Genomic DNA, 25,016 nt, shown 5'->3' with positions numbered 1-25,016 from the left:
GATTAGCCCTCCACCCCAAGTGATGCCAGCTGCAGTGCTTCACCAATAGGACCGATAACCGCCGCAGGAAGAAATGAAAGAAAGTTAAGAATGAGAATAACCGCGACTAAAGTGACACCAAAAGTCACACTTTCGACGCTTAAGCTTGCTTTGCTGGTTGGTATGGTGCGTTTTTTCGCCATCATTCCGGCTATTGCTAACGGAATAATTAAGGGCAAATAGCGACCTAGAATCAGCACAATGACGCAACTGATGTTCCACCATACGGTATCGTCGCCTAAGCCTTCGAAGCCGGAACCGTTATTAGCAAAAGCAGAAGTGTACTCATAAAACACCTGCGAAATGGCGTGGAAACCCGGGTTGCTGTTGCCCGTGAGTGCAGGCAGAGCAACCGTTATTGCAGTAAAGCCAAGAAGAACGATAGTTGGCAAAACAATAAGGCTGCCAAGCAGGGTTATCTCGCGGGTTTCCACCTTTTTACCAAACAGCTCTGGTGTGCGACCAATCATTAACCCGGATAAGAAGACGGCTATCCAGACGTAGATAACAAAGTTAACAAAGCCTGAGCCTATGCCGCCCCAAATGCCGTTAATAAGCATGCCCGAGCGAGTCATAAGCCCGCCAACGGGGTTAAATGAATCGTGCATGGCGTTAACCGAACCGTTAGAGGTTTGTGTGGTTAAGGTACCCCAGAGTGCCGACAGTTCAGGGCCAAACCGGGTTTCCTTGCCTTCCCAGTTGGAGCCTTCTGCTGCCAGTTCATTGAATGCGGCATTAGGTTGTAGTTCGCTGTATACCGTCAGGCCGATGAAGCTGACGCTGAATACGGCCATCACCACAAATGACATGACTCCGAATTTTTTACGCCGCACCATGCCGCCAGCTAAAAACACAACCCCCATAGGTATAAGTACAAGCGCGATGGTCTCGACTGCATTCGATACAGGTGTTGGATTTTCCAGTGGGTTGCTGCTGTTGGGGCCGTACCAGCCTCCACCGTTAGTGCCCAGTTGTTTAATTGCCACCATTGAAGCGACCGGGCCAACAGGAATTGTTTGTTCGGTTACTTCACTCTGAGAGTCCAGGGTTTCGACATTCTGAGCTCCTTTAAAGGTACTGGGCACACCTTGTGATGCCAGAATGAGCGCAACAACGGCTGCCAGAGGAATAAACACGCGAGTCAAGCCGCGAACGACGTCAACATAGTAGTTGCCTAAATCGCGCTCCTGACCGTCTTTGGCAAATTTTTCGTCGCGACCGCCGACCATACCACGGAGCATAGCCACGCAGACCGCCAGCCCCATAGCCGGAGTTACAAACTGCAAGGTAACAATTAAGGTGCCCTGTGACAGATAAGACAGTTGTGCTTGACCTGAGTAGTGCTGTTGGTTCGTGTTAGTCAGGAAAGAAACCGCTGTGTGAAGCGCCAAATCCCAGCTTAGCGGACCAATTCCGTCGGGGTTCATCGGTAACACGTGCTGGAACTTCAAAATTAAAAAAGCAATGATGCCCAGTACGAGATTACTTAACAGAAAAGCGACGCCGTAGCTTTTCCAGGTCATAGAGACGCCGGGGTTAATACCAATACAGCGATAAATAACTTTTTCGATAGGGTTAAAAAGTCGATCGGAGAAGTGCGCCTGGCCAGAGAATACACCGGTCATGTAGCGACCTAAAGGATAAGCCAGTGCGACCGCAATCGCCATAATAAGAATAATTTCAAACATAAAGCCCCCTTAAAACTTTTCAGGGGCAAACATCGCTACGGCAAGATATGCCAATAGCGATAAGCCAATGAGTAGTAATAGCCAAGTCATGTCAATTTCCTCTGTTGATGACTGAGACAATGGCAATGTATTGTGGAGGAGCGTAAATTCTCTAGAACGGAACATTGAAGAGGCGTAAAGATTTCGTAATTTTGGCGAATAACAGGCGAAATGGTGAAATAAAAAATCTAAAAACACGGAGTGAGTTGATATCTCTATCAACTCAAGGTAGCTTCAGTCCATTCTCACTAAACTGAAGCCACTATGTCGTCTTTATTAAACTGGATGAAAACTCTGGGCACGATACCTCTAGCCCTTTGCGTTCTTTTTGTTGTATTTCTGCCTTCAATTTTATTCGCGGCATTTATTGTCTGGATTTTCGACTTGCTGTTTCTTGACCTTGCATGGATGTCCTGGCCAACCTTTTGGTGGATACTGGGAACCTGGGTTGTAACTATGATTATTGCGTTAGCCGGCAATGCCGATAAAATTATGTTCGGCACTCCGAAGTAGATAGTTTTTAAAGTAGTTTAAGAGATATATTTAGTACATTTTTCTGGCTCTTTAACGAGCTATAAACGAGGTCGAATGAAACCGGGCAAGAAAGGCTTAGAACGAATTTGGTACGCAACCTTCAATTCGCTGCGAGGCCTGAAAAGTGCGTGGCAGTATGAGGCGGCCTTTCGGCAGGAAGCACTAATGTGTTTGATTTTGGTACCTGTTGCTTTTTACGTTGAGGCTTCGTTAGCGGAGCGCCTGTTATTGCTTGCAAGTCTTTTTATTCTGCTCATTACTGAGCTTCTTAATTCGGCGGTAGAAGCCGTTGTTGACCGAGTTGGGGCTGAGTTTCATGAGCTTAGTGGAAGGTCGAAAGATTTAGCCTCGGCAGCGGTCTTTTTTGCCCTACTATTTATGATTGTGGTTTGGGTTAGTATTTTGTTTTTTTAATTTATTACGCATTTTTAGGAACTTTCTACAAGTCAACGCGCCACTATTCCTGAAGAACCGTTAAGGTTTTCTTAAGTAACTCTTCATAAAGTAACAGCATGAATGATTCTGTCAGCGATGTCCGCTGGAAAAGGAGTAATCGTCATGCGTTATCAATGGGTTACACCAACACATGCCAATCGATCGTCGGTTGAGGCGTTTATTTGTGAACGCTACTGGCTCAACTTTAATGCTTGCCTGAACCAACTGCCAGAGGTGCTGCTGGCTCTGTATGAAAAAGACACTCTGGTTGCGGCATGTGGTATTCAGTTTGCCAAGCAAAAGCCTTTGTTTTCAGAGTTCTATCTCGACAAGCCATTGCAACAATACTGTGTTGGCAACAAACCGCTGCCTGCGCTTGACCATATAGCTGAAGTGGGCTCAATGGCCGCTCTGGCAACGGCTTACTTACCTTTGCTGTTTCAGGCGGTTATCGATTCTCTCTTGTCCAGAGGAATAACTGCGGTTGTCTTCACTGCAACCCGGGCTCTGCAAAAGTATTTCTCGAGACAAGGCATAGAATTAACCCTGTTAGCCGAAGCAAAGAAAAACGCTTTGCCCGAGTCTGTCCGTGATATATGGGGCAATTACTATGAGCACACACCGCTTGTTCTGGGCGGTTGGCTGAGTCAGGGGCATGCGTTATTCACTAAGCAACGCCCTGCGTCTGTTTTCAGGTCGACAGCAGGGGCTGCGTCATGCCTGTAACTGAGTTTTTTGACCAACTAAAAGCGCACGCAAAAAGTAATCCAAATCAGCTTGCTTTAAGTGATGAGCAAACGGCTATTACTTACCACACCTTACTTAGTCGGGTGGCCGCCCGACGCGACGATTACCTGCAACAGCCAGACCCTGTTGTTCTTATCGATAAACCCAACTCAATTGACTGGGTGATAGAAGATTTGGCGCTGCTGTGGGCGGGTAAAGTCAGTGTCCCGGTACCACCATTTTTTACTGAACAGCAGAAGCAGCATTTGGTTCAGCAAACCTTGTCTTCGCCTCAGTTGCCATCAATGACCGCTAAAATCACCTACACCTCGGGAACAACCGGCGAGCCTAAGGGAGTCTGTCTTGCCGCCGCGTCTCAGATGGAAACAGTGAAAGCACTGGCGGAGCGGCTGGGAAAGGTGAAGGTTAAGCGACACATGGTACTTATGCCGCTTGCGGTATTGCTGGAAAATATTGCCGGAGTGTATTTATCGCTTTGGTTAGGTAATGAAGTTGTTCTGGTTAGTTCAGAAACTCTGGGTCTTAAAGGGTCATCATCACTCTGTGCTGAGTCTTTTTTTGCTGCGCTGCAGCGCTATCAACCTGACAGCCTGATTTTAACGCCCGCACTGTTAGCCGTTATTGTATCGGGTGTTGAGCAAGGTTTGTTAAATAGCCGGCAATTCAAACTGCTGGCGATAGGCGGAGCAAAATTACCCCTGCCGCTGGAGTCAAAAGCATTGGCATTAGGGCTGCCGCTGGTTCATGGCTATGGATTGTCAGAGTTTTGTTCTGTTGTTGCACTCAATTTACCCGACCGTCCGGTTGCCGGTTCTGTTGGCAAACCGCTACCTCATGCACAGGTGACTATTGATGAGGGAGAAGTTGTGGTCTCCGGCAACTGCATGCTGGGTTATCTCGGTGAGCCTGATTCCTGGTATCCGAGAAGGATAAGAACTGGCGACCTTGGCACTTGGGATGCTGACGGTAATCTGCGCATTGGTGGGCGTCGTAAGAACATCATTATTACGGCGTTTGGACGCAACGTTGACCCTGAGTGGCCGGAAGCCTTGTTGAGCCTGCAACCCAACATCCGGCAAGCCGCTATTTTGGGATCGGAAGAGTTATCCATTACGGCATTGCTATTTTCCTCCGAAAGCGCCGACGCCGTTGCCGCACAAGTTGACGCGGTTAATAGACAGCTTCCTGACTATGCGCAAATCGAACGATTCTTTCTAATCTCAGAACCTTTTTCTCAGGCCAACCAACAGTTGACCGGAACCGGACGGCTTCGTCGTCAGCAAATTGCCAACGACTACTCCGGGCTATTAACGATATAGAGGTATTTTATGTCTTTTTTTAACACCTTATGTGAACAAACACAGACAGAGCAGCAGTATTTGCTGAGCGCTAAACCCATTCAACAGGCATTGCAGGGCGATATTTCAATGTCCCGCTATCAAGCTTTTTTAAGCCAGGCTTATCACCATGTAAAGCATACGGTTCCATTGCTGATGCGCTGTGGCAGCCGCCTGTCATTAAAGGATGAGTGGCTGCGCAAAGCGGTCATTGAATACATTGACGAAGAATATGGTCATGAGCGCTGGATACTCAACGACCTTAAAGGCGCCGGTGGTGATGTGGACGTGGTGCAGAACTCAGAGCCACATACATCGACACAGGCCATGGTGTCTTTGGTTTATAACGCCATAGACAATATGCACCCCACTGCGTTCTTTGGCATGGCGCACGTGCTGGAAGGAACCAGTGTGAAGCTGGCGACGACAGCGGCGCAAAAAATCCAGACCTCACTGGGCTTGCCTGAGTCGGCTTTTAGTTACTTGCTGTCCCACGGCGACCTGGATCAGGAACATGTTCAGTTTTTTGAGCAACTGATGAACCGAGTTGAAGACGCCGACGCGCAGCGCGCCATTATTCAAACCGCTAAACACGTTTATCGTCTTTATGGCGACATGTTCAGAGCGCTGCCGGAGCTGGCGGGAGAACAACCGGAACCAGGCGTATGAGCAAAATAAACTGGAAATCACAAAGCATAGTACTGACTGGCGCCTGCGGTGGGCTAGGAACACAACTTGCCGAGCAGATTAGCGCGAAAGGAGCCCGCCTTCTTTTATTAGGACGTTCTAAGCCGGAACTTGCGGCACTTGCCGAACGTTTGCATCAGGACTATTTGGTTCTGGATTTACGTGCGCCGAATGCAACAGTCCAGTTGCATGATTTTATTGAGCAGCAGAGCCTGAGTATTACTGGCCTTATCAACAATGCGGCAACCACACACGAAGGGCTGCTTGAAGAGGCAACTACGGAAGACATTCAGCGTGTTATTGATACCAATTTAACCGTGCCCGTGGCCCTTATTCAGAGATTACTGCCTCAACTAAGAGCAAACCATGGTTGGGTCATGAATATTGGCTCTGTATTCGGCGCTATTGGCTTTCCGGGCCAGGCACTTTATTGCGCCAGCAAGTTTGGTTTACGGGGAGTTAGTGAAGTGCTGCAGCGTGAGTTGCTGTCTGACGACGTACGAGTACTTTACTGCGCTCCCAGAGCAATACAGACGCAACTTAATAATGGCGTTATCAGTCGTTTAAATCAGCAGTTGAAAGCCTCGGCTGATGCCCCGGAATGGGTTGCGCAACAAATTGTTCATCAAATTGAGCAACAACAACCACTGAAAACCCTGGGTTGGTCGGAAAAATTATTCGTCCGACTCAACGGACTGCTCCCTGAACTGGTTAGCAGCAGTATGAAAAAGCCACGAACTTTATTACATCAATTGATCAAGGAGAAATCGCTATGAAACCGATAACTGTATTATTTACCTCAATGGCGTTAGCCGTAACGCTTTACCTGTCGCCAGCTGCTGCGGAAGAAGCCAGTCAGTTGCTGAGCGTTCAGCAACGCTGGGCTGAAGTGAATTACAAACTTAAGGAAGATGAACAACTAAAAGCGTTCGAAGACTTGTCGGCGCAAGCTGAAAAATGGGTTGAGCAAGAGCCCGACAACGCCGAGGCGCATATCTGGCTGGGTATTATTAAAAGTACTCAGGCGGGTGCTGAAGGTGGTTTGGGCGCGCTGGGTCTGGCAAAAGACGCAAGAAAATCCCTGCAAAAAGCATTACAGCTTGACCCGCAAGCTTTGCAGGGCTCCGCTTATGCAAGCCTCGGCACGTTATACTACAAAGTTCCAGGTTGGCCGTTTGGTTTTGGTGACGACGACAAAGCCAGTGAGTTATTACAACGCGCGTTGGAAATAAACCCCGACGGTATTGACCCTAACTACTTTTACGCGGACTATTTGTATGAGCAGGACAAGTATTCAGAAGCTAAAAAATACGCCGAGCATGCGCTGGCTGCTGACGTTCGTGAGCAGCGGCCATTAGCTGATGCCGAGCGACGCAAAGAGGTTCAGGCGTTACTGAAAAAGATTAACCATGAACTTAAGGAGTAATTGACGGCATGGAATTGTTACTGGTTGAAGACGATGCCATGTTAGGGCAGGCCGTGGAGATTGGCCTGTCCGAGCGTCAGTTTCTGGTTCAGCGGGTACGCACCGGGGCGGCGGCTATTAGTGAACTAAACAGAACTCACTACGACGCCATTGTGCTGGATTTGGGGTTGCCGGATTTAGATGGAACTCGGGTGTTGGCCAGCCTCCGCAAAAAGGGTATGACCTTGCCCGTATTGGTGCTGACCGCGCGAGACCAATCCACTGAAATTGTAAAGCAATTGGATAACGGTGCTGACGACTATATGATCAAACCATTCGATATGAACGAACTGGCTGCCCGTTTGCGGGCTCTGGTTCGTCGCCAGCGCGGCTATGCCTCGCCGGAGTTAAAAGTGGGTGATATTGTTCTGGATGATGCCAACCACACCGTTGTTGTTGAAGGGCAGGCCGTTAACCTTTCGCGCCGGGAATTTGAGTTATTGAAAGCATTAATGATCGCACCGGAGCGTGTACACAGCCGCGATAAGCTTGAACAAGTGGTTTTCCAAAACGAGACTCAGGTAGAAAGTAATGCCCTGGAGGTGCATGTGCATAATTTACGCAAGAAACTGGGTCATAAAGAGTGGATCCAGACCATTCGCGGCATTGGTTACCGACTGCAATGCAAGTAGTTCAGCGGGTAAGGCATAAATTAAATTCCATTCGCAGACGTATCCTCGTCACAGTATCTCTTTTGTATCTTTTGAGTTCAGCCCTGTCAGCAGTATGGATCTATTTTGAAGTGAGCCATGAGGTTGATGAACTTTTTGATGCGGAAATGCTGCAGCAGGCAAAAACGCTGTCCGCTCTGATGGCAGTCAACTCTGAGCTCATGCCTGAATCGACCACAACGATTGCCTCACTCGACGCGCATACTTATGAAGACAAGTTGTCCTATCGGCTCGAGAACTCCTCGGGCGACGTTATTTTACAAACTGAAGGTGCTCCGGATGCCGTTGATTTTGAATTTGTTCCGGGGTTTTCAGAAAAACAGGTGGGGGGCGAGTTGTGGTATGCCTTTGGTCTGGATAATACGGCTAAACAGCAGCGAGTATTGATGTTGCAGGAGGATGACTTTCGCTCGGAGCTGCGCATGGATTTAACCATAGATACGGTTATACCGATAATGCTCATTTTACCCTTTATGTTGTGGCTGGGCTGGTGGACCATCAACCAAAATTTTTCTAGTTTTAATCGCCTTGCTGCCGAGTTACGGCATAAATCTGCGGATGATTACACGGCTTTTGTTGAAGGTAACGACAGAGAAGAAGTGGCAGTGGTGAAACGCTCATTGAATCACTATCTTAATCGCATTGAGCAGACATTTTTGCGAGAGAAGCGATTCTCAGCCGATGCAGCGCATGAATTACGAACACCACTGGCAAGTTTGAAGGCTCAGCTTCAAAGTCGGCTTGGGAACTCTACCTCAGAGCAACAGGATGAGCTGCAGCCGCTGCTAGACAGTACCGAGCGGCTAGTCAAATTGGTTGAGAGCTTGTTGCAGTTGTCAAAAGCTGAGCTGCCACCTGAGCAGCTAAAGCAGATTAATGTTGCCAGTGTACTCAGGCAGGTACTTGCCGATCAGTACTCTACTGCAGAATCAAAAGGGCTTAGTTACGATGCGCGAGTTCCCACTGTGTTTCAGCAAACAAGTGATGAAAGTTATCTCTATCTTTTGTTTGCCAACGCACTGGATAACGCTATTAAATATGCGGTTCCGGGCTCTCATATAGGAATCGAAGTCAGCGAAAACCAGATTTTTGTTTGTAACCGTGTCGCCGCAGATCATGTTATTGATATTGACCGAATTACCGAGCGGTTTTATCGCGGGAAACAGCTGGATGTTGAGGGCTCAGGATTGGGTCTGAGTATTGTGAAGAATCTAGCCGAGCAGCTCCGCGTTCAGATTAACTTTCGACATATCGATGATGAGTTCTGTTTTATTGTAACTTTTGATACGGATCAATAAGCGGCTGTATTCCCGGCGTTGAGCGCATAAGCTTAATATTTCCTTAAGGTAGTGTGCCTATACTCAGGCCATTAAACACCTTTCGGAGTCGTTATGGATATTCGATATTCGGGTTTGTCGCGAATAAACCACTGGTTCAGCGTGATCTTTGTGGTGGTCATGCTGACTTTGGGGTATATGATGTTTTTCGCAAATGACAGAGCATCTGGCTCATATGCAGAAGCCGCCCATATTGGCGTTGGTTTTTTTGCCTTCTGGTTTTTGCTCTGGCGCACAATCTATCGTTTAAAAATGGGTTTTCCTGCACATAAAACACAAGATAGGCGCCACGAATTTGCCCGGGTGGTTCATTATTTGATTTTACTTGGACTGACACTATTGATTATTACTGGTCCCTTGTATTTGTTTACTGAAAATGAAGGGCTGGCGGTGTTTGACTGGTTTACCGTTAATCTTGATCTCACTGCTCTAAGTATTGTTCACGAACCGGCGGAAGAAGTGCATAAAATTACCGGCTTGTACGTACTGCCTGCTCTGCTGGTTGTGCATATTGCGGGTGCTGTCTTTACCTATCTGTCAAATGAGGAAATAACCCGATCATAAAGCTGAATTGGAAATAAATAGCGCAGATTGCTGCTGGCGCAGCTCTTCCGGGACAATGCCCAGCCAGCGTTTGCAGGCGCGTCGAAAGTTGTTGGGGTTACTGTAGCCCAGCTTCTGCGCAAGTTCGACGTTGCTGTAGGGGTACTTTTGCAGCAGGTTCAGCAGTCTGTGTAGCCGCACCAGGTCATATATTTGCTGAAAGCTGTAGCCATGACTTGCCAGTAAGCGTTTGCACGAGGAAAGGCTAATTCCAATTTCAGTTGCCAACTCGGTTAGCGAGGCGTCATGGCCCGTTTCGAGTTGATAATCCAGCCACTTAAAAACGCTTAGCATGGCAGAAGCTTGAGTCTGTGTCTGATGTTGCATCTGACAAAAGCTAAGAGCCTGATGATATTGGGCTAAGTTGCGCTCAGGCGAATGTTCCTGAAGTTGTTCCGCCGGAATAGAGAGTCCGCAAATAGGGCGTGAGCTCACCTCTTTTACCCATTTTTTCCAGGTGGGTAAGGGCGAAATATCCTCAGGCAGAGAAACATGCCACTGGTTAACGGCTAAGCCACGCGCTCTGCCCAGCATTAGAAGTATTGCTACGCCAATTTTGCAATTGGCAGAATAGCAGAGCTGATTCATTTTCCCTGACAGCCCTTCAACCGGAATAAAGTCCAGTTGTAAGTAATTTTCAAAGCGTTGGGTGGGGGCAAATAAAAAGGGTTGTATCAAGCTTTGAAAGCGCGACAGATGAATAAGCGCCTGCTTTAGAGTCTGCGCGTGAACGGTCAGGTCAATCAGTGGGTTCAGTCTGTCACTGAACAGTGTTTCTACAACCAGCTGCCACAAGTGTGGATCGTTAATTTTTTCTTCGGCGGACGCCAGTAACGACAGCATTTCATGATCGGTGAGCCGAAAGTTGTTTATTTGCAGTTTTTGTTCAGATAATAAGGTGCCCCTGAAAAGCTCCGAAGAGGAAATGCCCCGCCTCTCGGCAAGTGGCAGCAGCGCCCGAATAAAAGGTTTACCAAGCAAACGGCGTTGGTCGCTAGTTGGCCAGGGGCGCATAGTGAGTCATCTCCTCAACTTGCGTGTGTAATGCGGTAATTGCATCAACAGCTGAGAGTTCTTCAACGTGGTGAGTATGCACTTCCACACTCATGTAATTGGGTAACTCTAGTTCGGAGTTTAGATTCTGAGCTATAACCTTCATCAATCTGTCGGCTTGCGACAAGCGAGTTTGCGGAAGCAGTATTAAGAAATGGTCACTGTGTTCCCGGCACAGACAGTCCTGAGGCCTTAGCAGTAACACCATTAACTCGCTGGCCTGGTGCAAAAGTTCATCTCCGGCTTTTGTACCCATTTCATGATTATACTGCGCGAAGTTCTTGAAATTAACGCTAACCAGTACAGTCGACTCTGCATCAGTACTGTTTTGTAACGCTATTTCCCGTTCAACCAGCTTGATAAAGTAAGGAGTGGTGTACAGTGAGGTTAAAGGGTCGACCCACTGATGAGACCGCAGGTTTTTTTCGCGTACCATAAGTTGTCGTGACAGCATTTTGTTTTCACGCCGCCATTCAGCTGCGGCAAAACTAATTATAATCAGCCCCACAGGAAGCGGAAAGGACTCCAGCCAGCTTAGTAACCGTAGGGCATCCGGATAACGAAAAAATTCGTCTAATACGTCCAGCGTCATGGAAAAAATAAGCAGTAGACCACCGCTGTAAAACAGGTTGGTTACATTTCCCCGTGGCCGGTCAGTAACCGTAAATATGACAATTAAAATGGTCAGGAACAGGGTTGACCCCTCGCCAAGAATGTCCAGCGGATCAACGATTTCATAGGGTTTAACTACACCCAGTTGACTGCTAAGCAGCAAACAAACCAGAACCACTACGGCAATGAGCAGAACTCGCCAGTTGCTGATATAGCGTAAATTAATCATTCGCATTGAAGTCTCTGCATATCTCGGCTTTAGAACAAAGACACTCTAACCTCAGGTTGTGACAGTTTGGTGACGCTGGTTTCGCTTTCTGAGCTTAACTGACCCGCATCAAAAGAGCTCATAAATGGGTGATATGCATCCTCATATTGTCACTTTTTACTTTTAAGGTATGCCGCATCAATCAAAAAACGACAGGGTTTGAATGATTATGAAGAAGACATACTTAGCTTGGCTTATTGCTGTTTCATGTGGTGCCTCCTCTCCGCTTATGGCTCAGGAAGCGCAGGACGACAGCACGGATAAAACTGCCGAAGAAAAGCGCATTGAAGAAGTGCTGACTATTGGTTACAGCGACTCAATAAAACGTGCCGTGCAAGAACAGCGCGAGTCTGGCGGTATTATCAATGTTCTGAAAAAAGATGACATGGGTAAGCTGCAGGACGACAGCGTTAGTGATGCGTTGCAGCGAATTCCGGGTCTATCTGTAGAACGCGACCAGGGTGAAGGACGCTTTATTCGCATTCGTGGTTTAGCCCCCGATTTAAACTCGGTTTCATACAATGGCACCTCGCTGGCCGCTCCTGAAGCCGGACGCCGAGCCGTGGCGCTAGATGTTATTCCTGCGGATTTGCTGGAATCGGTTGTGGTTAATAAAACCCTGACGCCTGATATCTCAGCAGGCAGCCTTGGCGGTAATATTGAACTGCAAAGCATGACGGCCTTTGATCGTGAAGGCTCGTTCTACTCTTTTACTGCTGATGTTGGTTATAACGAGCAGGCCAGCGAAACGAACCCAAAAATTTCCGGTGTTGTTAGCAACACCTTTGATGTCGGTGATAAAGCGGACAGTTTTGGTATCGCTTTTGCTGGTAGTTATCAGGATCGCTCATTTACTACCGACAACGTTGAAACCGGCGGTAACTGGGATTTGGATGAACCGGGTCTGGAAGAATTTGAACAACGTGCCTATTCGGTTACCCGTGAACGAACCGGTTTAGCCTTAAACCTGGACTATCGTCCTTCGGATGATTCCGAATTCTACCTGCGCTCGCTGTACAGTGAGTTTGCGGATACCGAAATTCGTCAGGGTATTGTGACTGAATTTTCTGATCCAATTCGCGCAGAAGCTAGTGCTGGCGGCGAAATTGTTCGTGAGCTTAAAGATCGTAAAGAAACCCAGGAAATTACAGCGATTGTGCTGGGTACTAAACAGAAATTTGATGACTGGCATGTCACTTTGGAGGCCGGTACCAGTAAAGCCAGCGAAGATCAGCCTTTTGCTATTGGCGGAGCCAAATTCACACAGGAATTCGATGACGGACTGGGCTACTCAGGTCTGAAGCGCTTGCAACTGAACGCGCCAGATACTGCTTATCAGGCGTCAGAGTACGAACTCGATGAAGTCGAAGTGAGTGACGCCTACACCGAAGAGACTGAAAAGAACGTTAAGCTGGATGTGGCTTATGACTGGTTACAACCCAGCTATCAGGTCACCTTTAAAGGCGGTATTAAGTTAAGTCAGCGCGAAAAGTCCGCAGAAGAAAACATCTTTATTATGGAAGACTTTGCTGACCTGGGTGTTACTGGATTAACGCTTGCTGACTACGAAACCTCGTCAAATGTTGAGTATGGCCTGGACAGATTTGGCCCCGGCGCTTCCGCTGACAAACTTTGGGATATGGTTAATACCTTCGAGTTACAAAACTTCCGGGATGAGGTTGAATCGAGAATTGCATCTTACGAAATTGATGAAGACATCAGCGCCGGTTACCTGATGGCCGACATGGGCTTTGGCAAGTGGCAGGTTATTGCTGGCGCACGTTATGAACATGAGGAACGCACCGGGCGCGGCAACCGTTATGACGATGAACTGGAAACCTTTACACCGGTTTCGGATAAGTTCAGCGATGCAAACTGGCTACCCAGTGTGGTCACTCGCTACGACTTAAGTAATGACACTATTATTCGAGCGGCCTACAGCACCGGTCTTGTCAGACCCAATTTTGAACAAGTCAGATCCAGCTATTACCTGGAAAACGACGACGGCGACCTGAAAGCTGAATTCGGTAACCCGGATCTTGAGCCATTAACTACGCAAAACCTCGATTTTGGTATTGAGCATTACGACGATACTCTGGGCGTTATTTCCGCCATGGCCTTTTACAAAGACATTAAAAACTTTGTCTATGAAGCCGATGTTGCCGGTCGTACGGGTTACGAAAACTTCGATGAAGCCGTCACTTATATCAACGGTGATGACGCTTACGTGTACGGTTTAGAAATCAACTTTGTGCATCAGGTGTCTGGTTTTAATAACTGGCTGGATAACTTCTTAATCAATACCAACCTGACTTTCACTGACTCGGAAGCAACGGTTGACTGGATTGACGATGGTCAGCTTGTGTCACGCGACATCACGCTGCCGAGCCAGTCTGATACGACGGCAAATTTTGCGCTTGGCTACGAAGTTTATGATGTCAGCTTACGTTTGGCAGCGAACTATAAGTCAAAGTATCTGGCTGAGCTTGGTGACGTTGAAGACAGCCGTTACGACATTTACGAAGACGACAATTTGACTCTGGACTTTTCCGCGAAATGGCTAATTAACGACCATGTCAGCCTTAGCTTTGCGGCCAACAACATTACCGATGAACCCTACTATGTTTACACCGGCCAGAAGAGATACAACGCGCAGTACGAAAGCTATGGTCGCAGCTTCACTCTGGGTGTGCAGCTAATTAACTGGTAACGTGGAATAACGGTATTTAAAGGATAACCATGAGAAATAAAATGATTTTAAGCGCAGTAGCATCAAGTTTGATGTTACTTGCCGCTTGCGGTACGTCAGCGTCAGAGACCAATGTTCGTCATAAAGTCGCAGTAAATAATGACTATCTGAAAGTTACTGCTGACGGACTCAGTCTGGGTGATAAACGCGTTGCCGAAGGCGATTTTTTCCACCTGCGGACTCTGCCGTTAAGTAATGGTGAAATCCTGATTGGCGCAATGGAAGGCAACACTCAGGAGCTTGTTCTCTGGCGTGCCAGCGGCAAAGCTATACAGCCGGTGTGGAAGGGCGAAATTACCAGCCGCGTGGTAGAGGATATCTGCTTTTACGAGAGTAACGAAAACCAGCAACTGTCTGTATTTCTGCTTGGCGGTCGTGGCGGTGCAGAACAGCGGTTGTTAAAGCAGGACGAGCAGTGGTTAAAAGAGCCGCTGGTTGTTCGCAATATGAACGTACCTTTTGACAGCACGGCTTGTGCTGTATCGAACGCAGAACAAAAGCTGTACGTTGCCGAAGCGGATCAGGCGGTCTGGGCTTATAACGCAGAGCCGGAAGTTGATCAGGGGCGCGACTTAATTGCGGCAGCCAAACCTTTTGGTGTTATTGAAGGCGAAGTGAAAGCGCTGGAGCTGCTTGATGATGGCAGTTTGCTGGTGCTGGAAGAAGAGCCGCCGCGGTTGTTGGTGTATCGCCAGAATGAGCAGGGTTTTAAGTTTGATAAAGCTTTTGCGATTGATGGCGCTGAAGCATTAACGGATGTGTCTGATTTAGGAAATGGCGAGCTATTGCTGACAGAAGAAGACATGACGGTAATGAGCAAGCTGACCATTGATACTCTGGAGTCAAAGCAGCGTCCGGTTAAAAAGCCAGTTTCTCAGGTTGAGGCAACTCTGCAGACTGAACCCTCACCGTTACGCGGTGACGCAATTGATGATCCCGCTGTTTGGGTACACCCGGAAGCACCCGGGAAAAGCCGCATTTTGGCTACAGACAAGCGCACCGGTCTCTATGTTTATGACATGTCCGGTAACATTGTTCAGGAACTCCCTGTAGGCCGCCTCAATAATGTCGATGTCCGTGGCTCCTGGGCAGTCGCTTCTTTGCGTGACAACAACAGCCTGCAACTGTTCGATATTAGCGCCGACGGAGGGCTTTCGGTTAGCACTAATATCCTCACTGACATTGAAGAAATTTACGGTCTTTGCATGGGTTATAACGAAGCGACAGAACAGGCCTCTGTTTATGTAAACGGCAAATCGGGTGTTATTCAGCAGTTTGTTATAAGCAACGACGGCAAGATGGAGAAAGTAAGAGAATTGAGCGTTCCTTCTCAGCCAGAAGGTTGTGTTGTAGATGATAAAACACAACGTTTATTCGTTGGTGAAGAGGACGTCGCAGTATGGCTATTTGATGCCGCCGGTGATGGCTCAACCTCCGGTGAGGCCATTATTAATGTTGACCAACACGAAGAGCTGGTCGCGGATATTGAAGGTGTTACCTTCGCCAGTGTTGATGGCCGGGACTTGTTGTTTCTTTCCAGTCAGGGCAACGACAGTTACATTGTTTTTGAAGGGCAGGCGCCCTGGTCGTTGCTTTCGCACTTCCGTATTCGCACCAATACCGAGTTAGCTATTGATGGCGCATCAGAAACCGATGGCATTGACGTAACAACTCAGTCTCTGGGTAAAGGGTTTGAGCAAGGCGCGTTTATTGTTCAGGACGGACGTAACCGTATGCCGGAAGCGGGTCAGAACCTTAAACTGGTGCCGTTAGAGAATATTCTGAAAACCATTAAGTAAGTAGTTACTTCTCACACACTTACTGACAAAGCCGTCCGGTAGTTAAAGCTGCCGGGCGGCTTTTTTCTTACTGCCTGAAGTTGCTGCTTTCTGGCTACATAAAAGCGAGTGCATTGTCTAGACTTAGTGCAAAGACTCTAAATAGAGGAAAGCTATGACAGGTACTGAGCGGCAAGATCTTGGACTATTCACAGATTTGTATCAGCTCACAATGCTCGATGCGTATTTACAGGAAGGCATGCAAGAGGACGCGGTTTTTACGTTGTTTGTCCGGCGGCTTCCGAATGAGCGAAAGTTTCTTCTGGCTGCGGGCTTAGATCCCCTGCTTGAAACCATAGAAAACCTGTCGTTCAGCGATGACGATTTGCGCTACCTAAAAGAGCAAAACTTTTCTCAACAGCTTATCGATTATCTTCACGATTTTGAGTTTACCGGGCAGGTCAGAGCGCTTCCTGAGGGTACGGTATTCTTTGAAAACGAACCCATTGTTGAGGTTAAAGCACCGCTGCCACAGGCGCAGCTTATTGAAACACTGGTGATGAATCAGATACACCTGCAAACCCTATTGGCATCAAAGGGAGCACGAGTTGCCCACGCGGCAGAGCAGCGGCCGGTTCTGGACTTTGGTGCACGCAGGGTACATGGCATCGATGCCGGCAAAAAAGGCAGCCGGGCACTGTATTTAAGTGGTATTGCAGCCACCTCAAATATGCTGGCTGCGCGAACTTATGGTTTACCCGTAGCCGGTACCATGGCGCACAGCTATATTCAGGCTCATAACTCCGAATATCAGGCATTAAAAAACTTCACCAAAGTATTTCCAGAAACGGTCTTACTGGTAGATACCATCGATACCTTAAAAGGCGTAGAAAAAGTCATTCAGTTGGCCAATGAGCTGGGCGATGACTTTAAAGTAAAAGGCATTCGGTTGGACTCCGGTGACTTAGGTGAGCTTGCTGTTAAAGCCAGAAAGCTGCTGAACGAACATAACCTTAACCATTTAGAGATTATAGCCAGCGGTGGTCTGGACGAACATGAAATTGCTCAGCTAATAGCTGACAAAGCACCTATCGATGGTTTTGGTGTCGGCACCGGCATGGGTGTCTCCGACGACGCAGCGGCACTTGATATGGCCTACAAACTGGTTGAATACGCGGGTAAGGGGCGTTTGAAACTTTCCAGTGGCAAGCCTGTTTTGCCGGGCGAAAAGCAAGTTTTTCGCGAGTATGGGGACAGCTTCCGTCGCGACACTATTGCTCGTGCAGAAGAGCAGTTACCCGGCGAACCATTGCTGAAAAAAGTGATGCAAAGCGGCAAAAGGTTGCCTTCTCACCAGCGCGACATTGAAGAAATTCGACAGTACGCGCAGCAACAGTTAAATAAATTACCTGAGTATGTCTCCTCAATAAGCAGCAAGGAGAAATATTATCCGGTTGAGATAAGCGATAAGTTAGCAAGTTACCAGAAAGAAATAACCGAACACCTTAAACAAGAGGGCTAGCCCAGGTTTTAAGCGGAGGATATTCATGAAAGCGACTTTTGTCTGAGAGCGCGCGGCAAGAATTAAAAGACGCCGGTGTTGTTATTAAATAATGGAACAAATCTTGCTTAGTTTTTATCGGCTCATATAGCAATATTCATTGGAGGAATGAAAATGCTAGTAAATAATAACACCCAAGCAAGCCTTATTTATCAAACACAAAACAAAGGCTCTGTTACTGTAACTAATTCAGATACTTCGATAAAAAGTGAAAATGGAGTAGATAAAATTACCATCAGTGACGAAGGATTTAATGCAGAGAGTAAATGGCAAGAAATAGCAGATCAATATGATCCTGAAAATATGTCTTATCATGAGTTGTGTAAAATGTCTTCCAATTTAGAATCGAATGGATTAATCACATCACAAGAAGGGCTGGCTCTAAGGGCTCCTCCTAGCCATGGATTCGCCCCTGACAAGAAATATGACACAGTCGCGTTAGCAAGAAAATCTGTAGAATCCGATCAATCGTTTGGGGTAGCACAAGGTAAAGATGCACAGTTAAGGGTAAGAGCTCTCGATATTCTGGAAAGACTGAAAGATCTTGCGAATACTGCATAAATAGAAAATAGGGAAGGGTAAGCTACCCTTCCCATATTTTTTTAGTTTATATAAATCGAGTCGCTCCAATACCCAAAAGGAGACGCAGTTGAGTTCGTGCCTACACTGAACTGCCCGATGCAATTAGTACTAATTCACAAATGAAATTCAAATTAGAGCTTTAAACAAAATGACTCTGTTGCTAACTATTTCAAGTTCTAACCGGAAATGCCGGGCTATCCACTGCATGGTTTTTGGTGTGTAAAAGCTGATATGGGTGGGGTCACCTTTGTAGCTCCACAGATTAAAGTCGTCAGCCGTTTCTTTTGTGAACATGCAGGTCATAACTCCCAGCCAGCCGCCGGGTTTGACCAGGTCAATTAATTGCGGCCAGCTCTTATTGGGCTCCCTAAAGTGTTCCGCTACTTCGGTGCAGGTGACAAAGTCATACAGACAACTCAATTGACCGATATCCGGCGCGTAATAGATGTCATAAACAGACATCTTCATCCCCTGTTCTTCAAGCATCAGGTTCAATGTTGGGCCTGGGCCGGAACCAAAATCAAGACCTTCCATACCCGGAGACAGTTTATCCAGTAAGGGGCTTGCCAGATGGTTTAAGAACTCACGGTAGCCAACATCGTTTGGACCATTTTCATGATAGTCGTAAATGAGCTTCTCTTCGGCTTGAGACAGCAGGGTGTCAGGGTCGGCGAAAATAAGGTCGCACTCCGTGCAGCGAAAATACTGACGCTTTTTATCTGCACAAAAAGGCTTGGATATTGAGGAACATAGAGTACATTGCATGGGGGTATGCTACCTCAGAGATTTCGAGTAAGCTAGTTTTGATGACGGTAACCGACTAGAGAAATATGACAGCGTGTTCTATAAATTCCAGTCAGCGCATTGAATTACTCGACATTCTCAGAGGCTTCTCATTGCTGGGCATCTTGTTGATGAACATGGCGTTTTTTCAAAGCCCTCTAACAACGACCTCATTAGGCGTTGAAGGTAACGAAAGTGGCATTGATTACGCGATAGCCTGGAGCCTTTTTGTTTTTGCCGAAGGAAAATTCTACACCATGTTTTCCTTATTATTCGGTATTGGTTTTGTCATTTTTTATGACAGAGCGACGCAGAATAGCAATTTACCGAAATGGTTGTTCTTCAGGCGTATCATAGTGCTTGGTCTTATTGGTGTAGCCCATGCTGTTTTCGTCTGGGCGGGGGATATTTTATTCATCTATTCTATAGCCGGACTGTTTCTATTATTTTTTGTGGGAACTTCCGCGAGCAGGCTGTGGAAATGGGGATTATTTTTTATCGCTTTGCCCGTTGCGCTTTTATGGTTATCTGCAGTTTCAGTTCACTCTTCGAACCAAACCTCAGAAGAAATACAACAATACCGGATAGAAGCTAACGAAATACAAAGCTCTTTATCTGAGGTCGCAGGTTTTGCCAACGAGGCATACGCCACTGGCGTTTATGAAAAAGTAACTGAAGCGCGAATTGAGGAATTTTCTTTAATTTTTAGCAGTGAGATTGTCTTCACACTTTCGACCTTTCTGGGACTGTTCCTTCTGGGTGCAGCTTTTAGTCGAAGCGGGGTTTTTGCAAGTACAGAACCGCAGACTAAAGTTTATAAGAAGCTCCTCATTTGGGGAGGGATACCGGGAATTTCTGCTGCACTTTACGCAAGTGCTTTACCGGCTACTGAAATGCTTTTGCCGACAGTTAATGCGGCTTTGCTTTATTCGCTAATGCAAATTTCGTCCTTAGGGTTGTGTGTAGCTTATATGGCTTTTATTGCTTTAATGCTTTGTCGTAGTAAAAATCAGAATAGTATTTTGAAGAATATGGCTCCGGCTGGCCGTATGGCTTTGACAAATTATTTACTGCAATCCCTGTGTTTCACCACCTTATTCTATGGTTACGGATTTGGTTTATATGGCGACCTTGGACGGCTTGAAATGATATTGTTGGCTCTCGTTTTTTGGCTGCTTCAGTTAAAATTAAGCCAGTGGTGGTTGCAGTACTTTAATTATGGGCCTTTTGAGTGGCTATGGCGTTTGGCTACCTATGGTCGTTGGCAAGCATTCAAAAAAGTGACAAGTTGAATATTAACGGCATTCCGATCTTTCCCGCCATTTCTCCTGTATCTATAAAACCTATCAAAGCAAACGAAATCTTGCCTTTGAGTAAGTAGCCGGGCGTTGCTATAACTTACATAACAAGTATTCAAATTGAACACAGAAGATAAGGAAGGCTAAATGACTAAATCAAGTGGCGGCGGAAAATGCCCTATCATGCACGGCAGCATGACCTCTGAGAAGAAAACAAACACCCATTGGTGGCCAAACTCGTTGAAGCTGGAAATTCTGCGTCAGCACGACACCAAAGCTAATCCAATGGATGAAGATTTTAACTACGCAGAAGAGTTCAAGAAAATTGATCTTGAAGAACTCAAGCAAGACCTGAAAAACTTTATGACTGACAGCCAGGAGTGGTGGCCGGCAGACTGGGGTCATTATGGCGGCTTAATGATTCGTATGGCCTGGCATTCGGCGGGTTCTTACCGCTTAGCCGATGGTCGCGGTGGTGGCGGTACAGGTAACCAACGCTTCGCGCCGTTAAACAGCTGGCCTGATAACGTAAGCTTAGACAAAGCGCGTCGCTTATTGTGGCCAATTAAGAAAAAGTACGGCAACAAATTGTCATGGGCAGATTTATTCATTCTGGCCGGTAACATGGCCTATGAATCTATGGGTCTTAAAACCTTCGGATTTGCCGGTGGTCGTGAAGATATTTGGCATCCGGAAGAAGACACTTACTGGGGTAGCGAGAAAGAATGGCTGGCGGAAACGAAAAACCGTTACAGCTCAGATGAAGAGCGTGATTCACTGGAGAACCCACTGGCAGCAGTGCAAATGGGCTTAATTTATGTGAACCCAGAAGGTGTTGACGGCAACCCGGATCCGCTTCGCACTGCAAAGGATGTGCGTGAAACCTTTAAACGCATGGCAATGAACGATGAAGAAACCTGTGCGTTAACTGCGGGCGGGCATACTGTGGGTAAGTGTCACGGTAATGGCAAAGAAGAAAACTTAGGTCCGGAACCCGAAGCTGCAGATGTTGAAGAGCAGGGCATGGGCTGGCGTAACAGCGGTGGTAAAGGCGTTGGTCGCGATACCGTTACCAGTGGTATTGAAGGTGCATGGACTACGGAACCAACCAAATGGGATAACGGTTACTTTTACTTGCTGTTTACTTACGAGTGGGAACTTAAGAAAAGCCCGGCCGGTGCGTGGCAGTGGGAGCCTATCGACATTAAAGAGGAAGATAAGCCGGTTGACGTGGAAGATCCCTCCATTCGTCATAATCCAATTATGACTGACGCCGATATGGCGATGAAAATGGACCCGGACTACCGCAAAATTGCGGAGAAGTTTTACAACGACCCTGAGTACTTCTCAGAGGTGTTCGCACGTGCCTGGTTTAAACTGACACACCGCGATTTAGGTCCAAAAGACCGCTACTTAGGTGCGGATGTGCCGGAAGAAGACCTGATTTGGCAGGATCCTATTCCGAAAGTGGACTACAGCTTAAGCGAACAAGAAATTGCTGATTTAAAAGAAAAGTTATTAAACACAGAGTTAACGTCTTACGAGCTGATTTCTACCGCATGGGACAGCGCACGTAACTTTCGTTGCTCGGATTTCCGTGGCGGCGCAAATGGTGCTCGTATTCGCTTAGCGCCGCAAAAAGACTGGCACGGTAACGAGCCGGAAAAACTGCATAAAGTCCTTCGTGTACTGGAAGAGCTGCAGTCGACGCTGGACAAGAAAGTCAGCTTAGCGGACTTGATTGTTTTAGGTGGTACGGCAGCGGTTGAGAAAGCCGCAAAAGATGCCGGTTACAACGTAACGGTTCCGTTTGCGCCGGGTCGCGGTGATGCAACCGACGAACAGACCGATGTGGAAAGCTTTGAGCCGTTAGAACCTTTGCATGACGGTTACCGTAACTATCTGAAAAAAGATTACGCGGTACCGGCGGAGGAACTGATGCTGGATCGCACGCATTTAATGGGCTTAACAGCACCGGAAATGACAGTGCTGGTTGGTGGTATGCGCGCTTTAGGTGCAAACTACGGTGAGTCTGAGCACGGCGTATTTACTGACCGTGTTGGTACCTTAACCAATGACTTTTTCGTTAACCTGACTGACATGAATAATGTCTGGAAGAAGGCGGATGGTCACTACGAAGTTCGTGACCGCAAAACTGACGAGCTTAAGTGGACAGCAAGCCGCATTGACTTGGTCTTCGGTTCAAACTCTATTCTGCGCTCGTATTCAGAGCTTTACGCTCAGGACGATAACCAGGAGAAGTTTGTAAAAGACTTTGTGAAGGCCTGGACGAAAGTAATGAACGCAGACCGGTTTGATTTAGCTTAATACTGAATTAGCTGGTTAATAAAAAGGGGCGCTTACTACTAAGCGCCCCTTTTTTTATAGCCGATTCAGTTTTACTGAGTATGCTTTTAGCCTATTAAAATTCAGCCTCGAAACCAACACCAACCACTCTTGGTGCGCCGAATATCGCGTACGGGAGATCAGGTCGTGTGTATTCGATGTAGCCTTTGTCGAAAATATTGTTGGCGAAAATATAGGCCGACCAGTCGAACTTGTCGTAACTGATTTTTGCATTAAATAAAGTGCGTGATGATACTTGGTTATTGGTCTCGCGGGTTGCCATGTTCATGGAGTCGCGATAGTTAGCGTTTACATTCACCGTCCAGTCGCGTGCCGGATATAAGTTCACGCCGAGTGCAGCTGTATGCTTAGGTGCGAAGATGAATTCAGTACCAGCATAGTTTCGGACCTGAGCCCCGGCAATGGCTTCAAACTGATCGTACTGGGTTCTGGAATATGAATACGAGCCGTACCAATCCAGGTATGAATTGACGTATTGGCGCGCTTCAAGCTCAACCCCGTACAAGTGAGCTTTGCCAGCATTCACTGTATGGTTATCAAAACTGTTAAGGCCGAATTCAGCGCTGACTTGTTTATCTTCCCAGTCAATATAATAGAGGTTGCTGCTGACAAAAAGCTTGTTGTCTAACAGCTGACTGCGCCAGGAAAGCTCGTAGTTGGTGGTGAATTCCGGGTCGTAAGCGAAGACTTCGGCACGCGCTATATTGTACGAGCTACCACCGGAACGGTAGGCCCGCTGTACCGTTAAAGCCAGCGAATCGTTGTTATCGTAGTCCCAGCGCACCGCCAGCTTCGGCAAAAAGGCATTAAAGTCGCGGGTACTTTCGGGAACACTGTTACCTGCGCGATCAACCAGGTTCAGTACTTCCTGATTGATGCCGCTGATAATGCTATGAGGGGCGGTGCCGGGCTCGCCGTAATTTGTTGGGTCGGGTAAGGTTCCGGCAAATTCAGCCTCAGTTAACGACTCGTAAGTATAACGTTCCGTGTCGTAACGAAAACCGGCAATAAGTGCTACCTCGTCGGCTAAAGCATACTCAACGTCGGCAAATAAAGCTTGGTTGGTTGAACGGTCGGCAACATCATTACCGTAATCAACAGGAATAGACGGCAGCGCCTGTGAATAACTGTTAGCAAACTGAGTGGCGGTGGCCTCGTCTAATCCCATATTTTGTAATGCGCTGACAATAGTTGCTACTGGTGTTGCGACACCGCCCAGTTGGTTATCAACGCTGTCTTTCTGACGATCAGACCAGTACCAGCCGAGCAGTCCATGAAAATCGGGGTAGTCAAAGTGTAACCGTAATTCCTGAGAACGATTTTGATAGTCATGATCCATTCTGCCGTACTGATTATCTTCTGCGATTAAATCAATATCGTATAAGCGCAGCGAGTCCGAATCAGATTGAGACGTGACGGACGATAACGCCCAGTTTTCGTTCAATTGATAACTTAAGTCCAATGACAAAATGTCCGTCGTGATATCAGTCACATTTTCCCGGTTAGAGGTGTTTTCGCGGTTATCAAAATAGTCTTCGATATCGGTGCGGCTATACGTGAAGCGATAAGGGTCTTCACGGTCGTCGCGCATAAGTGTTAGTTTTGCAGTAAAGTCTTTCAGTGCTTTGGGCTTCCAGAGCAGCTTGAATCGGCTGGCCATGGAGTCGACAGAGTCTTCCATATCGTTACGCGTGGTGTTTTTGATAAAACCATCAAAATCACGCTTTTCTACTGCAACCCGAAAAGCCAGTTCGTCGGCGATCAATGGGCCACCACCGGCAAAAGCTAAGCGTCTGTCGTTTGGATCTGACCAAATAGCTCTGGTTTTCCAGCTCCAGTCCATGGTCGGATCCTGTGTGCTGATAATAATCGCGCCGGCCAGTGAGTTTTCGCCCTGCACCGTTGATTGCGAGCCCCGGAGAATTTCAACCTGAGAAACGTCCCATAAATCCGATGGACCGGCGTCGTTAATTTCGCTGGGAAGGGCGACTCCATCGACATAGACAGTGGATAAGGGGTTAGCTGAATTGCTTTCGTCACTAATGCCCCGAATGGTGAAGCCTGAACCGCCGTACATCTTGGATACGTTAGCGGTGTTGTCTATGATATTGCCAAGGTCGAGCAAGTTTTCCTGATCAATTTTTTGTGCCGTTGTTACGGCGACACTACTGGTCGTTTCTGACAGTGAGCGCTCGCGTTTTTCACCCTGAACTTTAATAATTTCCAGGCCGTCTTTTTGCGACTGATCCATAGCGTCTTCTGCTGAAACAAAGGGAGGGGTAAAAGCAGCTCCAACAAAAATGAATGCACATAAGCCTGTTATTATTCTTTCATTTTTTCCGGTCACTTTTTTATTCTCCATGGTTTCACTTGTGAGTCAGCT

The 25,016-nt window shown here is 47.2% G+C and carries 22 protein-coding genes; 16 read left to right on the top strand and 6 right to left on the bottom strand.

Translation table 11 applies throughout. From position 1 onward, the window contains the following. Window positions 1-2: 2 nt before the first annotated feature. Window positions 3-1,727, bottom strand: coding sequence for a potassium-transporting ATPase subunit KdpA (kdpA, locus tag NJR55_RS01530; RefSeq protein ID WP_110012938.1), 1,725 nt, complete (start codon window positions 1,725-1,727; stop codon window positions 3-5). Window positions 1,728-1,736: 9 nt separating this feature from the next. Further along, entirely contained in the window at window positions 1,737-1,817 is an 81-nt protein-coding gene (locus NJR55_RS13775; protein ID WP_420844451.1) for a potassium-transporting ATPase subunit F, read from the bottom strand. Between the two features lie 213 nt (window positions 1,818-2,030). Here NJR55_RS13775 and NJR55_RS01525 point away from each other — a divergent pair, with 213 nt between their 5' ends. From NJR55_RS01525 to NJR55_RS01480, 10 genes are all read left to right on the top strand, one after another. Continuing rightward, window positions 2,031-2,279 carry a hypothetical protein gene (locus NJR55_RS01525; RefSeq protein WP_253617231.1) on the top strand — a complete coding sequence of 83 codons (249 nt, stop codon included), beginning with the start codon at window positions 2,031-2,033 and terminating at the stop codon, window positions 2,277-2,279. 75 nt (window positions 2,280-2,354) lie between these two features. Next, entirely contained in the window at window positions 2,355-2,714 is a 360-nt protein-coding gene (locus tag NJR55_RS01520) for a diacylglycerol kinase (RefSeq protein ID WP_253617229.1), read from the top strand. 144 nt (window positions 2,715-2,858) lie between these two features. After that, window positions 2,859-3,461: a thermostable hemolysin gene (locus NJR55_RS01515; protein WP_253617228.1), complete on the top strand. Its 603-nt coding sequence runs from the start codon at window positions 2,859-2,861 to the stop codon at window positions 3,459-3,461. Then, a complete protein-coding gene (locus tag NJR55_RS01510; protein ID WP_253617226.1) occupies window positions 3,452-4,801 on the top strand; it encodes an AMP-binding protein in 1,350 nt (449 codons plus the stop codon). The genes NJR55_RS01515 and NJR55_RS01510 overlap by 10 nt, the downstream gene beginning before the upstream one ends. Before the next feature lie 9 nt (window positions 4,802-4,810). Next, window positions 4,811-5,488, top strand: a complete 678-nt coding sequence (locus NJR55_RS01505; protein ID WP_253617225.1) for an iron-containing redox enzyme family protein — start codon at window positions 4,811-4,813, stop codon at window positions 5,486-5,488. After that, on the top strand, window positions 5,485-6,282 hold the full coding sequence (locus NJR55_RS01500; protein WP_253617223.1) for an SDR family oxidoreductase: 798 nt from the start codon (window positions 5,485-5,487) through the stop codon (window positions 6,280-6,282). Before NJR55_RS01505 ends, NJR55_RS01500 begins: the two co-directional genes overlap by 4 nt. Further along, window positions 6,279-6,932, top strand: coding sequence for a tetratricopeptide repeat protein (locus NJR55_RS01495; RefSeq protein WP_253617222.1), 654 nt, complete (start codon window positions 6,279-6,281; stop codon window positions 6,930-6,932). The genes NJR55_RS01500 and NJR55_RS01495 overlap by 4 nt, the downstream gene beginning before the upstream one ends. 8 nt (window positions 6,933-6,940) lie before the next feature. Next, a complete protein-coding gene (locus tag NJR55_RS01490) occupies window positions 6,941-7,603 on the top strand; it encodes a response regulator (protein ID WP_253617220.1) in 663 nt (220 codons plus the stop codon). 110 nt (window positions 7,604-7,713) lie between these two features. Next, window positions 7,714-8,940: a histidine kinase dimerization/phospho-acceptor domain-containing protein gene (locus NJR55_RS01485; protein ID WP_253617219.1), complete on the top strand. Its 1,227-nt coding sequence runs from the start codon at window positions 7,714-7,716 to the stop codon at window positions 8,938-8,940. Window positions 8,941-9,033: 93 nt separating this feature from the next. Next, a complete protein-coding gene (locus tag NJR55_RS01480) occupies window positions 9,034-9,543 on the top strand; it encodes a cytochrome b (protein ID WP_253617217.1) in 510 nt (169 codons plus the stop codon). Here NJR55_RS01480 and NJR55_RS01475 read toward each other — a convergent pair. Beyond that, a complete protein-coding gene (locus tag NJR55_RS01475) occupies window positions 9,538-10,596 on the bottom strand; it encodes a helix-turn-helix transcriptional regulator (RefSeq protein WP_253617215.1) in 1,059 nt (352 codons plus the stop codon). The two genes, NJR55_RS01480 and NJR55_RS01475, sit on opposite strands and share 6 nt — an antisense overlap. Next, window positions 10,577-11,482 carry a GGDEF domain-containing protein gene (locus tag NJR55_RS01470; protein WP_253617213.1) on the bottom strand — a complete coding sequence of 302 codons (906 nt, stop codon included), beginning with the start codon at window positions 11,480-11,482 and terminating at the stop codon, window positions 10,577-10,579. Before NJR55_RS01470 ends, NJR55_RS01475 begins: the two co-directional genes overlap by 20 nt. A gap of 202 nt (window positions 11,483-11,684) precedes the next feature. Here NJR55_RS01470 and NJR55_RS01465 point away from each other — a divergent pair, with 202 nt between their 5' ends. The 4 genes from NJR55_RS01465 (at window position 11,685) to NJR55_RS01450 (ending at window position 18,164) form a co-directional block, all read left to right on the top strand. Beyond that, window positions 11,685-14,225 (top strand): TonB-dependent receptor, encoded by a 2,541-nt coding sequence (locus NJR55_RS01465; protein WP_253617211.1) that lies wholly within the window; start codon window positions 11,685-11,687, stop codon window positions 14,223-14,225. A 29-nt stretch (window positions 14,226-14,254) separates the two neighbouring features. Further along, window positions 14,255-16,063, top strand: coding sequence for a phytase (locus NJR55_RS01460; protein WP_253617209.1), 1,809 nt, complete (start codon window positions 14,255-14,257; stop codon window positions 16,061-16,063). A gap of 154 nt (window positions 16,064-16,217) precedes the next feature. Beyond that, on the top strand, window positions 16,218-17,564 hold the full coding sequence (locus NJR55_RS01455) for a nicotinate phosphoribosyltransferase (protein ID WP_253617208.1): 1,347 nt from the start codon (window positions 16,218-16,220) through the stop codon (window positions 17,562-17,564). Between the two features lie 147 nt (window positions 17,565-17,711). After that, entirely contained in the window at window positions 17,712-18,164 is a 453-nt protein-coding gene (locus NJR55_RS01450; protein ID WP_253617206.1) for a hypothetical protein, read from the top strand. 147 nt (window positions 18,165-18,311) lie between these two features. Here NJR55_RS01450 and NJR55_RS01445 read toward each other — a convergent pair whose 3' ends face one another. After that, a complete protein-coding gene (locus NJR55_RS01445; protein ID WP_253617204.1) occupies window positions 18,312-18,950 on the bottom strand; it encodes a class I SAM-dependent methyltransferase in 639 nt (212 codons plus the stop codon). A 65-nt stretch (window positions 18,951-19,015) separates the two neighbouring features. On the opposite strand from NJR55_RS01445, the gene NJR55_RS01440 reads away from it, so the two are divergent. Together NJR55_RS01440 and katG are read left to right on the top strand one after the other, a co-directional pair. Continuing rightward, window positions 19,016-20,260: a DUF418 domain-containing protein gene (locus tag NJR55_RS01440; RefSeq protein WP_253617202.1), complete on the top strand. Its 1,245-nt coding sequence runs from the start codon at window positions 19,016-19,018 to the stop codon at window positions 20,258-20,260. A gap of 153 nt (window positions 20,261-20,413) precedes the next feature. Further along, the gene (gene katG, locus NJR55_RS01435) at window positions 20,414-22,594 is read left to right on the top strand and encodes a catalase/peroxidase HPI (RefSeq protein ID WP_253617199.1); all 2,181 of its coding nucleotides are present in this window, start codon (window positions 20,414-20,416) and stop codon (window positions 22,592-22,594) included. 94 nt (window positions 22,595-22,688) lie between these two features. Here katG and NJR55_RS01430 read toward each other — a convergent pair whose 3' ends face one another. Continuing rightward, window positions 22,689-24,995 carry a TonB-dependent receptor gene (locus NJR55_RS01430; protein ID WP_253617197.1) on the bottom strand — a complete coding sequence of 769 codons (2,307 nt, stop codon included), beginning with the start codon at window positions 24,993-24,995 and terminating at the stop codon, window positions 22,689-22,691. Between the last annotated feature and the right edge of the window lie 21 nt (window positions 24,996-25,016).

Source organism: Idiomarina rhizosphaerae (assembly GCF_024159085.1).
In the GTDB taxonomy this organism is placed as follows: Bacteria; Pseudomonadota; Gammaproteobacteria; order Enterobacterales; family Alteromonadaceae; genus Idiomarina; species Idiomarina rhizosphaerae.
Note: the sequence above shows the minus strand (reverse complement) of the source record. Positions and strands in the feature narration are given on the sequence as shown.